A 15,141-nucleotide genomic window follows, 5' to 3' on the forward strand; every position below is an offset into this window, starting at 1 on the left:
TTCCCCATCATCAAGCCAATCAGAATCAGATGACCGTTCATCTGTCTTTATGCCATCTTTATTTAAAAACCTATACCGAAAGGCATCTGGGCAGGCATTGGCGGTGGCGGTCAAACCGCAACTGGTTGGTGAATTGCCTGATTTAAGCCCCAACAAAAATACCCTAACCTTTTATGTGCTAAAGGACTATTCTCGCTCAAACAGCGTGTTGATTGATTTACAAACCCAAGAACATCATTTGCCACCCGCATTGGTAGGGGTGCAAGATGCCCGTTTTGGCATTGATGAACATGCAGGAATTTTGTTTTTACATCACCCCAATGCTAATAATGGCAATAATACCAGCAAAGCTAACTTGGCATCAGGCAAATTATCACCAAGACTGGCAAGATTGGTGGCGGCAAGTTTGGCTCACCCAGAGCTGACCATTCGTTTGGTGCCTGTTACCATCATTTGGGGAAGAGCACCTGAAAAAGAAGACTCACTGTTTAAGCTGTTGGTGGCTGATAACTGGCAAGAGCCTAGCATCAGCAAACAGCTGTTTAACATTGGCATCATGGGGCGAGACACTTATGTGCAGTTTCACAAGCCCATGTACCTTAAGGACTTGATTGCCCAAAGTGGCACACACGGCAATACCGACAACGCAACCCAACCACATAAGCCATCTGCCAGCACAGCTCTATTAACCACACAACAAGCCCAACAGTCATTAACCCTTAGTATTCATCATCAGCTGACTGTCTTTTTGGATAAACGCCGTGCCAGCATCTTAGGCCCTGACTTATCAGACAAACGCAATGTCATTGACAAGCTGTTATACTCGCCTGCCATTCGCCACGCCATTGAGCAAGAAAGCCAAAAAACAGACAAACCCATCGCCAGCGTCCGCCAAAAGGCTCGCAGTTATCTTAATGAAATTGCCACCGACTATTCTTATCCTGTTATCCGTTTTTTTGAGCATTTTTTAAATTGGCTATGGACGCAACTATATGATGGTGTGCAGGTACAGCATTTTGAACGGATTCGTGAATTGGCAGATGACCATGAAATCATCTATGTACCATGCCATCGCAGCCACATTGACTATCTGCTATTATCCTTTATCATCTATAAACATGGCTTATCCATTCCTTATGTGGCGGCAGGCAATAACCTAAACATTCCTATTTTGGGTAAAATACTCAGAAGTGCTGGGGCGTTTTTTATGCGTCGTAGCTTTAAAGGCAATGAATTATACGCCACTGTGTTTAAAGAATACGTACACAGCATCATCTGTCGCAATCAGCCCATTGAATACTTTATTGAAGGGGGTCGCTCACGCACAGGTCGATTACTGCCACCCAAGCTTGGCATGATATCAATGACAGTGCAAAGTCACTTGCGTCAAGCAAGCAAGCCGATTGTGTTTATCCCCACCTATATTGGCTATGAACGCATCATGGAAGGGGCAACTTATGTGGGAGAACTCAAAGGCAAGCCCAAAGAAAGCGAGTCCCTACTTGGGTTGTTAAAGGTCAGCCGTAAGATAGAACGCATCTTTGGCACGGTACATCTGAGCTTTGGTAGCCCACTGTATTTGCAAGACTTTATGGATAAATTTAATGTTCAAGCAAACCATGCTCGAACCAACCACGTTCAAGCAAACCACACTCAATCCAACAAAGACACTGATGATGCTGACATCATTGTGTTAACAAACACCATCACTCAAATGGTTGAAAATATTGGGGTAAAAATCTTACAAAACATCAACAAAGCCGCCGTGGTTACGCCAGTCTCACTGCTTGGGCTGGTGCTGTTATCCACCCCAAAATCAGCACTGGACGAAGACAGTTGTCAAAAACAGCTTGCATTGTATCAACGCCTTGCAAGGGAAATGCCTTATGATGCCGACACCACCATTACCCAAATGACCCCAAAAGCCATCATTGATTATGGCATCAAACTTAAGCTGATTGAGCGAACACCGCACATCTTAGGCGATATGATACAAGTGGCGAACAATCAAGCGGCTTTATTAAGCTACTTTCGGAACAACATTTTGCATGTGTTCATTTTGCCCTCATTTTTAGCAGCATTGATGGCAGGCAATGGACGCTTAAGCAGAACGCTGGTACATGACATCACCAGTTTGTTGTATCCATTTTTACAAAGTGAACTGTTTTTAAAATATTCTTCTCGCAATCTTAACAAAACCATTGATTGCCAGCTGGATAACCTAATTGAGCTGGGCTTGATGGTGGATTTGGGAACAGATATCTTGGCAGCCCCTGAACAGCACAGTGAGCCATACCAACAGCTGAAACTGCTTGGCTCACCTGTGGAGCAAAGCCTTGAACGCTATTTTATGACCTTGGCATTACTGGCACAGCAAGGCTCAGGTAAGCTCAGTGCTGAACAGGTGGTTGATTTAAGCCAGCTACTGGGGCAACGCCTATCAGTGTTACATGCCGATGACATTCCTGATGCCTTTGACCGCTCCTTATTCACCAGTTTTATCAATGCCCTTATCCGCCTAAACTATCTACACACTGATGCCGACAGCCAGTGTTTGCAATTTGACCAACGCATCAAGAACATCGCCCACTATGCCCGTTATGTGCTAAAGGCGGACACCATGCAAATGTTGCATCAAATCTCTGATTTAGATGACAGCGAGATTGAATACGCCATCAATGAGATGACGGCAAAAAAACAAAAGAAATTTGCCTTAAAGCGGTGATGTCTGTGTTATAATCTGTTTTTGCTGATTGATAACATCGCCACCGATTGGGTCTGGAGACGACCTGTTGGCTTGATTTGTCAGGCTCACACGCCTGAACAAGCCTTAATAATTGTTGCCGATGATTTTGCTGTTGGCAGTTTGCCAACCATTCTTTGGTAACAACACTCAAAATACGTCTTAAAACAACGACAAATTATCCAAGGAATGTCCGTTGTTTTTGTCTTGATTTATGCTTGCTTGTCCTTAGTTTAAGTTTTTTATTTAAGCTTTTTTAAATCAAACAAGCTTTTTGTGAATTGACGCTTATCGCTGTTGTGCCATTATTTTTTGCCAATATCAGCTGGCAAACCCCATCATGGACATATCATGCACAACACCCAAACCATAAATAGCAACCCCACAATCCATGCCAATGCCAACCCAATAGACTGCATAAGCTTTGCTGATTTGGCATTGTCAAAGCAACTACTCAAAGCATTGAATCACAGTGGATATGATGCGCCCACACCCATTCAAGCCCAAGCCATTCCCCCTGCCTTGGCAGGCAAGGATTTGCTGTTGTCTGCCCAAACAGGCAGTGGTAAAACAGCAGCATTTGTGTTACCTGTTTTGGACACCATTATCCGTAACCAACCCAAAAAATCTCAGGTACATACCGTCATCTTAACCCCCACTCGTGAACTTGCCAACCAAGTGAGTGACAGCGTACGCCGTTACAGCTCACAGATGAAAGATGTGTTCAGCGTGCCATTGGTTGGTGGTGCTCCTTATCATGGACAAATCCGAGCCTTAAAAAAAGGCGTACAAATCATCATCGCCACCCCAGGGCGGTTTATTGACCATATGAACGCTGGTCGCATTGATTTATCTGCTCTTAACATGTTGATACTCGATGAGGCTGACCGCATGTTAGACATGGGTTTTGCCGATGACATCAAAGCCATTATGACCGCCACACCTGCCAGCCGTCAAACCATCATGTCTTCTGCCACTTGGGACGGAGCGGTGGGGAAAATCGCCGAAAGCTTCACCACTGACCCTAAACGCATCGCCATTAAGGTGCAGTCTGCTCATATTGAAGAGTTCGCCTATTATTGTGATGATTTGCATCATAAAAACAACTTACTAGATGCCCTGCTCAATGACAAAAATCGTGGGCAAACCATCATCTTCACTGCCACAAAACACAGCAGTGAAACCCTTGCCAATCGCTTAAACGACAAAGGGCATAAAGTCCGCTACTTGCATGGAGACCTACCACAATCCAAACGCAACCGCATCACAAGCGATGTTAAAGCAGGTAAAGTGGACATTTTGGTCGCCACCGATGTGGCCGCTCGTGGCATTGATATCAGTGGCATCACCCACGTCATCAACTATGACATGCCCCGTCAAGTTGAAGACTATGTCCATCGCATCGGACGCAGTGGGCGTGCTGGTCGCACAGGCATCGCCATGAACTTATGTGGCATTGATGACCGCAAACAGCTCGATGCCATCAATCGTTATTTAAAACGTCATATGACCATCGCCGAAATAGACGGCTTAGAACCGAGTATCAACACCGCTGACCGCCGTTTTGATGAAGAAAAAAAAGGACGTAACCGTGGTCGCCGTGCCAGTCAACGAAACCGCTTTGCCAATGACAGTCGTGGCAGTCATGGCAACAACCATAGCAAAAGCAATAACAACAGCAAAAGCGACAACAGAAACGAACAAACTTTTAACACCAAAAAAACCAACAACAGGCAAGATGGCTCACAATTCAAACGCCACAATCATCTGAACCGTCCAAACAAAGTCAGCAGAAATGGCAACTCTGACAAGTTTGGTGATGTGCCATTTTTTACCAAAGAATTGGTTGCCAAAGGCAGAAAATCAGCCAAGAGCAGAAAATCAGCTAAGGCAAAATTTGGTAAACAATATCATTAAAAACCAATCTACATTACCCATGGCCCATTTATTTTGTACTGAAGGATTTTGTCATGTCTATTCATTCTCATACCAATGACGCTCGCTTTGATGTTCGCCCTGATGTTCGCCCTAAGCGTCAATATATTAATACCCATGTTGCTGTTTTGCCCATGGCAATCACAGCAATCATGGCGATGATGCTGACCAGCCACGCCGCTGCCAAACCGCCTGCTCCCAATCTGTCCAATGCCGAGTTTCAGCAGTGCTTGAGCCGTTTACAAAACAGCAATCAGTTTGCCAGCGTCCGCTCAAGCTTTGCTCGTTATCGCCCAAGCCAACCTGACCCCAGCGTCATACAGTCGCTTAACCATCAGCCAGAGTTTCAAAAGAATGTTTGGGATTATTTGTCTGCATTGGTCGACGCAGAGCGGGTACAAGATGGCGTTCAAGCCCGCCGTCAGTGGGCAAACACCTTAAGCCAAATTGAACAGCGTTATGGGGTTAAAGCTGAAGACGTGCTGGGCGTGTGGGGTGTGGAATCCAATTTTGGCAAAACATTGGGTAAAAAACCATTGATTGAATCTTTAGCAACCTTATCTTGCTTTGATCGCCGTCAGTCATATTTTCGGGGTGAGTATGCCAATGCGTTAAAAATCCTTGAGCGTGGCGACATTCACATACATGACATGACAGGTTCTTGGGCAGGGGCATTTGGGCAAACACAGTTCATGCCCAGCACTTTTTTGGAATTGGCGGTTGACTTTGATGGTGATGGTCGCAAAGATTTGGTCAACAGCGTGCCTGACGCACTGGCTTCTACCGCTAACTTTTTGGCAAAACGGGGCTATCGTTATGGTGAGCCGTGGGGCTATGAAGTCAAATTGCCAGCTGGCTATTGGGCAGTCAGTAACCGTAAAAACAAAAAACCCATGAGTCACTGGCGTAATCAAGGCATCACCCTGGCCGATGGTCGCCCTTTACCCAATGACTTAAACCATGCAGGGTTGTTGTTGCCTGCTGGATTAAATGGTCCTGCGTTTTTGGTGGGCAAAAACTTTGACACTTTTTATTCTTATAATGCGTCAGAGAATTATGCCTTAGGCATCGCTCAGCTATCACATTTGATTAAAACAGGGCAGACCAATGTCCACCCAAATTCAACTGGCTTTGTCCGTGCATGGCCAACCGATGATGCTGGCATCAGCCGTCGCCAAGCCAGAGAAATTCAGCAAGCGTTATTAAATGCAGGTCATGACATTGGTGATGTTGATGGCATCATTGGTGATAATACCCGCCGTGCTATCCAAGATTACCAACGCAATCATGGGGTGATGCCTGCTGATGGTCGGGCTGGGCAAAAATTTTATCAACTGATAATGGGCAACTCATCTGATTGGTCTGATAAAAGTTCGCTTCGGTAGCCACAATTCAATCACCAACCACACACAAGCCAAGGTAATCCCAACCTTAGCAGTTCATCTTAACATTCAACACTGAATATTAAACGATTGGCGGTGGTGTCACATTATCATCATCTAAATCTGCTGGGGTTTTGGATTCCCATTTGCCATTCTCTTTCCAAGTGGCATCGCCCCAATCATCTTCAGCAGTATCTTCATCGTCCCATTCAGCGTATTGCTCAGTGGCATTAATCCCACGACGCTTCATGTCAGCGGTTTGTTCTTCTAAGGTATGATATTGGTCAGCTTGACGCATGGTCTCTGCCAACTCATCAAGCTTTTGAATGCGTGCGTCAGTATTTTGTGTGTCAGTGTTTTGTGCATTTGTCATGATGTTTCTCCGATAACCGTACCAATAACCGCACCAATAACCGTACCAATGATGATGGTCATGGTGATGATAATCAATCTCTTACTTAGCCAAAGCCTTTTTGGCTTTATCTGTCACTTGATAAAAGTTGCGTTTGCCTCGCCCACCCGTTTGAGCAACCACAATCCAACCTGCCGCCAATAGTTGCGATTTTACCCATTCCTGCTCAGCCGTGGCAACTTGCGTGCGTGACACCGCATGAGCATTGGGTCTGACATCTTGAACCAAATCTAAGGCTTGTTCATGCACCAAGTCGTTAACACATCGTTGAATGCCTGTACTGGTGAATTGCATCTGTAGGTCATTCAACGCTGTAACAATGTCTCGCCACGCCACCACCGCTAAAAATGACACTTCGCTTAGATTGCCACCTTCATAAGCATGGGTGGAGAAGTTAAGCATGATGTCATCACTCAAATCAATGACGATGTCAGAGAGTTCAGATGACAGATCTTGGCCTTGATCATCATGGTCTGTCATTTTGCCATTAAGTGTCTTGACATCAAAGATGGAGCTTTGGGTCGGTGGTGCTTCGCTTTTTTTGATGGCATTAAAGGTGGTTAATAGCGTCTCTTCGATGATGTTTTCTGTTCTTATCCAACCTTTGGCAGGGTGTTCAGAAAGCATTTGTAAATAAGGGAATTCAAGCAGTTGTTCAAGGTCTGTTTGGTCATCATAGTACAAGATTTTCCCTGAATTTTGTTGTTCAATCAAGCGGATTAAATCTGTCAGCTGGCGTGACAGACCTTTTTGTGTGCCACGACCACTGTGGATTTTTCGCAAAATCAGCATGGATTTATTTTTGGTTCTGGCATTGATGTAGCTTAAGTGCAGTTGGCTGACACCTGTATTATTCGGCTTGCCATAGCTGTCACCGATTAACAGCAACACATAATCACACTCATCAATGCGACGGCGACTGTGATTGCTTGCCAGCACATCACCCAACGCCAAATCAAAAGTCAAAAATGCTCGGTGTTCAAAATACAACACCAATGCGTCCAATGATGATGATTGGTCATCATTGGCACATATGACATGAATGTGATAACGGCGGTTTGGCAAAGTAACCTCAAGCATGGTGACTGATGGAAACAAAAAGCAGTTAGCGAGATTGGCAAAGTGCTAAATTTTCAAATGGCTAAATTATACATCATGTCCAAAAAACAAAGACAATAAAAAACGATAAATAAAACAAACCGTGTTATTTATCAATGTTGTTCATCAATACCGTACTGTTATTAAGTTAAATATAAAATTCTAACATAGCCCCAGCAAAATGCGAATGGCAAATGACAAACATTTATCAATTTTTTTGTATCATTTGTTTTGTGTCACTTTTTTAATCGACCCATCATTCTTATTTAATCCTAATTTTATCAACCATCAATGGCATCAACCATCACCTCTTCACCACAGAGCTTTATCACCAATTCACTCAAGCCTTGCGTCATTGCCGTGGCAAAAAATTGCAACTGATGTGGATTGGGTTTGCTGTGTCGATTGCCAAAGTGGTTGCTGACCGCTAAGGTGTTTTTTTGTGGTATGTTTTTTTGTGCTATCAATAAGCCTTGCTCAGCCAATAATTGCTTCACTCGCCGTGCGACGGCATCGCCAGAGTCAAACAACGCCATGTCATGCCCTTGAACCACCATTTGATTTAACAAAAATTCCTTAAAAAACGGATAATGCGTACAGCCCAGCACAATGGCTTGTACCCCTTGTTTGGCAAATTGCATCAGCATCTTACGAAGTCGCTCAGCGGTGGCATCTGTCGGTGGCATGCCCCTCTCTACCCAAGGCACTAACGCTGGTTCATACCATTTACTCACCCTAATGCCATGGGGTGTGGCAAATTGAGCCATCACATCATTAAGCGGTTGTCCATGCAAGGTTGCCATGGTTGCCAATACTGCCACATGGCTGCTCAAGTGGTTGCTCAAGTTGGCAGATGCTTGGGTCAGTTGGGCGTTTTTGGCTTGCACATAAGCCAAAGCAGGTTTTAATGCTGGCACAAGACCCACGATGGGTATGGTTGGATATCGCAAGCGTGCTTGATTCAACGCATGGGCAGAACCACTGTTACACGCCACCACCACCAGCTTGCACCCCTGCGCTATTAACCAATCAATGCCAGTTAAGGTCAAATGGCTGATGTCTTCGGCGGTGCGACTGCCATAGGGGACATGCTTGGTATCGGCATAATACAGATAACGCTCGTAAGGCAGTTGTTGGCGTAAGTGTCGATATACTGATAGACCACCCACCCCCGAATCAAACACACCGATGGGGCTGTCTGCTGTCGGTGTTGTGCATGCGATGCGTAATAGGTGAGTATCAAGCAAAAGGTTGGTTTTTGACATGGCTAAGGACATACTCTGTTGTGATTGATGGCATTCATGTTTATTGCTGATGTTGATAAAGAAAATATGTCATCTAAAAATTCAGTAACCCTTTAGTCACGCTTTTATGGCATATTTTTCGTGAAAATGATGTTTATCTTTTATAATAGCTGATGAATGTGATGTTTTTATTAAATTTACCAAACGTTTTAACAACCATATACAGAAAATTGATTATAAATTATAAGGAGTTATTATGCAGGCTATAGAACGAGAGTCGATGGAATTCGATGTTGTCATCGTCGGCGGTGGACCTGCTGGATTGTCTACTGCCATTCGCTTACGTCAGCTGGCACAACAAGCAGGCAATGAAGAGTTTATGGTTTGTGTGGTTGAAAAAGGTTCTGAGTTTGGGGCTCATATTTTGTCAGGTGCGGTGATAGAGCCAAGGGCATTAGACGAGCTTATCCCAGATTGGAAAAGCAAAAATGCCCCTGTGCGTGTAACAGCAACTGAAGACCAATTTTACTATTTACGTTCTGCCACCAAAGCCACCCGAGTGCCTGATGGTTTGATACCCAAACCCATGCACAATGAAGGCAATTACATTGTTTCATTGGGCAATGTGGTGCGTTGGCTGGCGGAGCAAGCCGAAGAACTTGACGTGATGATGTTCCCTGGGTTTGCTGCTGCTGAAATATTGTATAACGATGATGGCTCAGTCAAAGGTGTGTTGACAGGTGATATGGGGGTGGCAGCAGACGGCTCACATAAAGCTGGCTATGAACCCGGCTATGAGCTACTTGCCAAATATACGGTGTTTGCCGAAGGTTGCCGTGGGCATCTGGGCAAACGCTTAATCAGTCGTTTTCATCTGGATAAAGACACCGATCCGCAACATTATGGCATCGGACTTAAAGAGCTGTGGGACATCAAACCTGAAAAACATCAAGAAGGTTTGGTGATGCACGGCTTGGGCTGGCCATTGACCGAGACTGGTTCAACAGGAGGCTGGTGGTTGTATCATGATGAAAACAACCAAGTCAGCTTTGGCATGGTCATCGATTTGTCTTACCATAACCCATACATGTCCCCCTTTGACGAACTACAACGACTAAAAACCCACCCTGTTATCCGTGATATTTTACAAGGAGGCACACGGGTGTCCTATGGTGCAAGGGCATTGGTCAAAGGTGGGTTAAACTCACTGCCCAAACTGACTTTCCCTGGTGGGGTACTGGTTGGTGATGATGCAGGATTTTTAAACGCCGCCAAAATTAAAGGCACACACACGTCAATGAAATCAGGCATGTTGGCGGCTGAAGCCATTTATGAAGCGGTCAGTGCTGGTCGCCAGCATGACGAAGTCATCGCTTATACCACACTGTATCAAGACTCTTGGTTGTATCAAGATAATTATGAAGCTCGCAACTTTGCCGCTGCCACGCACCGCATGGGAATGTTTATGGGCGGTGGTTTTACGTTTGTTGAGCATAACCTTTTGGGTGGTAAGATGCCATTGACCATCAATGACACCACGCCAGATTATTCTCAACTAGAACGCTCAGCACATGCGTTTATACCAAAATATCCCAAATCTGATGGCAAGCTGACCTTTGATAAGCTGTCTTCGGTGTTCATATCCAACACCAACCATGCCGAAGACCAGCCTGTGCATCTAAAATTAACCGATTCGAGTGTGCCGATTGGAGTAAACTTACCTATTTATGCTGAGCCTGCCCAGCGTTACTGCCCTGCTGGGGTGTATGAAGTGGTACAAAAAGCAGATGGTGCTGAATTTGTCATCAATGCCCAAAACTGCGTGCATTGCAAAACATGCGACATCAAAGACCCATCACAAAACATCACTTGGGTAACGCCAGAAGGGGGTGGTGGACCGAACTATCCTAACATGTAAAATTTATATAAAATTTGACATGACATCAAAAACCCAATGATTGAACCTTTCAAATTATTTATTTATTGGATTTTTTGTCAAGTTAACCCTGTAGATTACAAAAAAGGATTGCTGACTTGTTGGGTGTTTAAGGACAGAGTGGTTTGACTCTGTGGCTCATGATTGGTGGTAAAATGCTGTGTTCCTAACACCTGCACAATGCGGTTTATCAATGTCTGTAGCGTTTTGGCATCTTTTAATCCTTGGGCATTTTGGTACAAGTCAATATCACCATAGATGCTGATTTTGTCTTCTTGATTTTCAATGATAAGGTTACCCACCTGCATGCTTTGGGCATTGTTTTGATAAGGGTCTATCATGGCATCTCTCCACCAACCTGACTGACATTTGATGCCCAAAATACTGAGCAGATGGCTAAAAATATTGAACAAAACCCACGGATTAACCCAACTGGTGCAATAGCCACCGCACCACTTTGGTGATGACAATGATCCACCAAGGGGCATCTTGAGCTGTCATGTCATCATGTTGTGCGTCTGAATGTTGATTGGACAATGACAACAGCATCGCTTGAGCTTTCACCGCTTTATCCAGTGCAGGCATGGCATCTATGCCTGTCAGCATCGCCAGCTCATCAAGGCTAACGACCACCACCCGCCCAGACGCATCATTACTGGCATAATAAGCGGCTGCTTGGTTCAATTCTGGCACATAAACGGCTTTAAATAAATGACTGGGAACAAGCACACGCCCATTAATCTGGGTCAAGTTTGCTGTGGCATAGCCCACACCTGTTACCACATACGCTGAGCCATGCTTTTGGGTCAGATAACGGGTATGGCTCTCAACATCTCGCCAAACATAACGGTTTAACTCAGGCGTTTGTGGGGTGATGTTGGCAAGGCTAAAGCTTTCATATTGTTGGGTCAGCGTTGCCATGTCTGCATTGGGTGCCATATGCCCCCTGTCATAACCACTGCCTTTATAGTCAGCCAAAGTTGCTTGCTTGTTAATCGGTAGACGGCTTTCTGCATGGAAGTTATCACGACGCTCAAGCTTGCCAGCCGCTGTCAATCGCCGACGGTCAAGATACTCTGCAGACCATAACGGCGTGCGTGCCACCCCTGAATACATCACCGCAAAGCCAGAAAAACAAAGCGGTACAGTCTGTACAGTCAACTTATCCTGTGAATAAGCTGGTGGTTGCCCCATGGCAAACATCTTTTGACAATCAGCAAACGGCTGGGCATGGGCAATCATGGGCAACACCAGCATGAACAACACACACCCAAAAACCGCCCCCACTTGGCATATCTTATTTATCAACATCATCATCGTATCACATTGTAAATATTACATTGCAAACTTCAGGTATCACATTATAACAAGTAGTATAACACGCCTTATCCCAAGCATTGGTAGCATCTGATAAATTATGTTATGATAGCAATATAAACATTGTGGTTTTAATAAATTGTGATTTTAATAAATGCTTATGTGCATAAAATGCTTATGTAGATAAAAGGATAAAGTTATGAAAACAACGCAACCCACCCAATCAAATAAACTTGCCTTAGCCTGTAAAAGTGGTACATTGGCAATGATATTGGCATTGACTGCATGTGGTGGCAGTAATGAACATACCGCCGCCGTTGATAAAGTTGATGAAGCCGCCGCCGCCGCTCGTGAAGCCACCCCAGAGCCAGTGCTTGATGAACCTGCCACCATCACTGCCAACACCCCACCTGCTGACACTGCCGTGGCAACAGCTGATACCGTAAGTGAACCGCCAGAATCAGCAGCCACCACCGAACCCACCGCTACCGATGCAGGGGGTGATGTACAAGCAGCGGCAGCAGGCGTGGGTAAAGAGCTATACGACAGCAAATGTTCAGTATGTCATAACGCTGGTGTGGCAGGTGCTCCTAAGCTAGATGACGCAGCTGCTTGGCAAGCTCGCTTGGCACAGGGTCAAGATGTCTTATATCAAAGCGTCATCAATGGCAAAGGGGCGATGCCACCTCGTGCCACTGCCAACGATGCAACAGACGCAGAGTTAAAAGCAGCGGTTGACTATATGACTGGTCAGGTCATCAAGTAATTGGTCAGATAATGCCACTGAATGAATCAAACGGTCAGCCAAACATTGGTTGTTATTTGGTTGATTGTTCTTTGGTTGCAAGTAAGGTCGCCATTGTGTCAGCACTGGCGACTTTTTGCATAACGGCTGATGCAACCATTTGGGCAAAAATTGTGTGGATAAAGACAGATTGTGTGGACAAAAAGGGTGTGTGGATAGCATGAAAGTACTGGGATTAGAGACATCTTGTGATGAGACAGGACTGGCAATTTTTGACAGTGAGCAGATGAGCAAGCCACATCACGGACTGCTTGGGCAGGTGCTGTATTCACAAGTGGAGCTACACGCCATTTATGGTGGCGTTGTGCCTGAGCTTGCCAGTCGTGACCACATTCGCAAGCTTGTGCCACTGTTAAATGAGTTATTGGCACACTGTGAGCTAAACAAGTCTGATATTGATGCCGTTGCCTTTACCAAAGGGCCGGGGCTGATAGGGGCATTGATGACAGGGGCGTTATTTGGTCGCAGTTTGGCGTATGGTTTGGGCGTGCCTGCCATCGGTGTGCATCACATGGAAGGACACCTGCTTGCTCCGCTCATCGCTAACCCAAACTTAAACTTTCCGTTTGTCTGCTTATTGGTCTCTGGTGGACACACACAACTGCTGGCGGCTCATGGTTTGGGTAAATATGAACTGCTTGGCGAGTCCATAGATGATGCGGCAGGTGAATGTTTTGATAAAACTGCCAAAATGTTGGGTTTACCTTATCCGGGTGGACCTAATATCGCCAAATTGGCAAACAATGGCAATCGACACGCCTATGATTTGCCCAGACCCATGCAACATAAGGGATTGGATTTTTCATTTAGTGGCATGAAAACCGCTGTGCATAATCTGATTAAAGACACCAAAGGAGCTAACCACGACTGCAAAATCAGGGCAGACATCGCCGCAAGTTTTGAGCAGGCAATGGTCGATACCTTAACACAAAAATGCGTCAAAGCCCTTAAACAAACTGGCTTAACCCATTTGGTCATCGCTGGCGGAGTCAGTGCCAATACGTATCTACAAGAGCAGTTGACAAAAGCCCTTAACAAAATAAACGCACAAGTACATTATGCACCGCCTGCCTTGTGTACCGACAATGGGGCAATGATTGCCTATGCTGGTTATAAACGCTTACAAGCAGGGCAACAAGATGGATTAGCCGTCAGTTGTGTCCCACGCTGGCCCATCAGTGATTTGCCAAGTGTCAATGTTTAAGTGTCAATGTTTAAGTGTCAATGAATCAGCATGGCATCAACACAAATAAGCCAATGCTAGAGTGTGGCGTTTGCTAGGGTGTGTCCTACCATTGAAGTCAACAACTCAGCAAACCCTTGCATATAAGGAACTTCTTGACTATGACTGCGAGTGGCAGCATACAACTGACACATGACTCCTTTGCCTAAAGGTTTTGAGACCACCCAACCTTTTTTTTCATAATCTTTCACCACCCAGTCAGGCAGTGCCGCCACGCCTCGCTCACTGGCAACCAACTGTATGAGCATGGGCGTTAACTCTGTGGTACGGATATGGGCTGGTGTTACTTGAGCAGGGTTCAAAAAATGAGCAATCACATCTAAGCGGTTGCTATCAACAGGATAGGCGATGAGTGTTTGGTCTGATAAATCATTGGGCTGTATGTCAGACTTATCTGCCAATGAATGGGTGGGGGCGAGTGTCAAACGGCTTTCGTATTCAAACAAAAACTGATATTGAATGCCTGTTATCGGGGCGTTGTGTGTGGTAATCAGTACGTCAATTTCTTCATCTAATAATAGCTGATGTGGGTCTGGCTCAAAACCACTGGCAAAATCCAACTCCACATCTGTCCACGTTTGTCGATAGGCATTTAATATTGGCATTAGCCAATCAAAACAGCTGTGGCATTCTGATGCCAAACGTAACCGTCCTGTCTGTCCATGTGCCAATCGATGAATGGCGGTTTTGGTCTTGGTAACATGCGGTAAAATTTTATCAGCAAGCTTTAATACTTCATTGCCAGCAGGGGTAAAGCTGACAGGGCGACTGCGGTTGATCAGGTTGACACCATAATAACCTTCAAGTTCTTTGAGTTGATGCGAAACCGCCGAAGCCGTTACATGTAGCTCATCAGCAGCAGCTGCCAAAGAGCCATGAGAACGCAATGCGGTTAAAGTGTATAAGTGGCGTAACTCTAGCATAAAATGCCTGATGATGCTGATGGTTAAGACAAGGTATGAATGGTGTTATTATACAATAATATTTTTAAATAACAGACAAAAAAACAGCTCAATAATGAGCTGT

The 15,141-nt window shown here is 45.1% G+C and carries 13 protein-coding genes; 7 read left to right on the forward strand and 6 right to left on the reverse strand.

Going from position 1 to position 15,141, the window contains the following annotated elements:
* Positions 1-49: 49 nt before the first annotated feature.
* The 4 genes from plsB to WDM69_RS08655 all read left to right on the forward strand — a co-directional run bounded on the left by plsB (position 50) and on the right by WDM69_RS08655 (position 6,063).
* The gene (gene plsB / locus WDM69_RS08640) at positions 50-2,725 is read left to right on the forward strand and encodes a glycerol-3-phosphate 1-O-acyltransferase PlsB (protein ID WP_338755918.1); all 2,676 of its coding nucleotides are present in this window, start codon (positions 50-52) and stop codon (positions 2,723-2,725) included.
* 21 nt (positions 2,726-2,746) lie between these two features.
* The gene (locus WDM69_RS08645; RefSeq protein WP_338755334.1) at positions 2,747-2,887 is read left to right on the forward strand and encodes a hypothetical protein; all 141 of its coding nucleotides are present in this window, start codon (positions 2,747-2,749) and stop codon (positions 2,885-2,887) included.
* A gap of 207 nt (positions 2,888-3,094) precedes the next feature.
* Positions 3,095-4,660, forward strand: coding sequence for a DEAD/DEAH box helicase (locus WDM69_RS08650; RefSeq protein ID WP_338755335.1), 1,566 nt, complete (start codon positions 3,095-3,097; stop codon positions 4,658-4,660).
* Positions 4,661-4,785: 125 nt separating this feature from the next.
* Positions 4,786-6,063: a lytic murein transglycosylase gene (locus WDM69_RS08655; protein WP_411350807.1), complete on the forward strand. Its 1,278-nt coding sequence runs from the start codon at positions 4,786-4,788 to the stop codon at positions 6,061-6,063.
* Between the two features lie 79 nt (positions 6,064-6,142).
* On the opposite strand, the gene WDM69_RS08660 is transcribed toward WDM69_RS08655, so the two are convergent.
* From WDM69_RS08660 to murI, 3 genes are all read right to left on the reverse strand, one after another.
* On the reverse strand, positions 6,143-6,433 hold the full coding sequence (locus tag WDM69_RS08660; protein ID WP_338755336.1) for a hypothetical protein: 291 nt from the start codon (positions 6,431-6,433) through the stop codon (positions 6,143-6,145).
* Between the two features lie 81 nt (positions 6,434-6,514).
* Positions 6,515-7,552 carry a DUF4062 domain-containing protein gene (locus WDM69_RS08665; protein WP_338755338.1) on the reverse strand — a complete coding sequence of 346 codons (1,038 nt, stop codon included), beginning with the start codon at positions 7,550-7,552 and terminating at the stop codon, positions 6,515-6,517.
* A 299-nt stretch (positions 7,553-7,851) separates the two neighbouring features.
* Positions 7,852-8,835, reverse strand: coding sequence for a glutamate racemase (gene murI / locus WDM69_RS08670; RefSeq protein ID WP_338755339.1), 984 nt, complete (start codon positions 8,833-8,835; stop codon positions 7,852-7,854).
* 235 nt (positions 8,836-9,070) lie between these two features.
* Between murI and WDM69_RS08675 the strand changes: the two genes are divergently transcribed.
* Positions 9,071-10,732, forward strand: a complete 1,662-nt coding sequence (locus tag WDM69_RS08675; RefSeq protein WP_338755340.1) for an electron transfer flavoprotein-ubiquinone oxidoreductase — start codon at positions 9,071-9,073, stop codon at positions 10,730-10,732.
* Positions 10,733-10,827: 95 nt separating this feature from the next.
* On the opposite strand, the gene WDM69_RS08680 is transcribed toward WDM69_RS08675, so the two are convergent.
* Positions 10,828-11,163, reverse strand: coding sequence for a hypothetical protein (locus WDM69_RS08680; protein ID WP_240494951.1), 336 nt, complete (start codon positions 11,161-11,163; stop codon positions 10,828-10,830).
* Positions 11,164-11,173: 10 nt separating this feature from the next.
* The gene (locus tag WDM69_RS08685) at positions 11,174-12,067 is read right to left on the reverse strand and encodes a DNA/RNA non-specific endonuclease (protein ID WP_143823344.1); all 894 of its coding nucleotides are present in this window, start codon (positions 12,065-12,067) and stop codon (positions 11,174-11,176) included.
* Positions 12,068-12,266: 199 nt separating this feature from the next.
* Between WDM69_RS08685 and WDM69_RS08690 the strand changes: the two genes are divergently transcribed.
* Both WDM69_RS08690 and tsaD read left to right on the forward strand, forming a co-directional pair.
* Entirely contained in the window at positions 12,267-12,833 is a 567-nt protein-coding gene (locus WDM69_RS08690) for a c-type cytochrome (RefSeq protein WP_078308286.1), read from the forward strand.
* 199 nt (positions 12,834-13,032) lie between these two features.
* Complete coding sequence (tsaD, locus tag WDM69_RS08695) at positions 13,033-14,076, forward strand: tRNA (adenosine(37)-N6)-threonylcarbamoyltransferase complex transferase subunit TsaD (protein ID WP_078308284.1); 1,044 nt, start codon at positions 13,033-13,035, stop codon at positions 14,074-14,076.
* Positions 14,077-14,132: 56 nt separating this feature from the next.
* On the opposite strand, the gene WDM69_RS08700 is transcribed toward tsaD, so the two are convergent.
* Positions 14,133-15,038, reverse strand: coding sequence for a LysR family transcriptional regulator (locus tag WDM69_RS08700; RefSeq protein WP_078308283.1), 906 nt, complete (start codon positions 15,036-15,038; stop codon positions 14,133-14,135).
* Positions 15,039-15,141: the final 103 nt, after the last annotated feature.

Origin of the sequence: Lwoffella lincolnii, from assembly GCF_037201985.1 — a bacterium.
Taxonomy (GTDB): domain Bacteria; phylum Pseudomonadota; class Gammaproteobacteria; order Pseudomonadales; family Moraxellaceae; genus Psychrobacter; species Psychrobacter lincolnii.